We start from the raw sequence: 485 nt of genomic DNA on the forward strand, positions 1-485 counted from the left end.
CTACAACAACGTTGAAGCCACTAAATCGTATGAGAATTTGACCTCTAAAGATGGCTATAACCGAGTTGGTGATCGACTGAAATTCAAACTACTAGGGCGGAACACGGAATGGGATACTAATTTAACCAATATCATGATTATTGATGCTATTCCTAAGGATTTTATGGTGGATACTGCCACCTTTAAGTTAGTAGACAGTACGGGTAAGGAACAAGTCTTAAGCCCAAGTGTTTATGATCCCCAAACAGGGCTTTTAAAGGTTGACGTACCAGGATCAATGGGCTTTAACAAAACAGTTTATATCACCTTTGAGGTCAATATTGCTCCGTCTGCATCCGGTAAGACAGTCACAAATTCAATGGATATTTATACCGATAAAGCTTCCAAACATGATTCATCCGATGTTCAGGTCAAAGTTGAAAAGGCGCAAGTCTTATTACACAAACAAGTTAAGAATTTGACGACACCAGATGAGTCCTATGCAA

1 protein-coding gene is annotated in these 485 nt (G+C 39.2%); it reads left to right on the forward strand.

Going from position 1 to position 485, the window contains the following annotated elements; translation table 11 throughout:
- Positions 1–37: 37 nt before the first annotated feature.
- On the forward strand, positions 38–485 hold a 448-nt coding region (locus FCS21_RS16850), incomplete at its 3' end, for a hypothetical protein (RefSeq protein WP_222927983.1).

Source organism: Colwellia ponticola (genome assembly GCF_005885605.1).
GTDB lineage: Bacteria > Pseudomonadota > Gammaproteobacteria > Enterobacterales > Alteromonadaceae > Colwellia > Colwellia ponticola.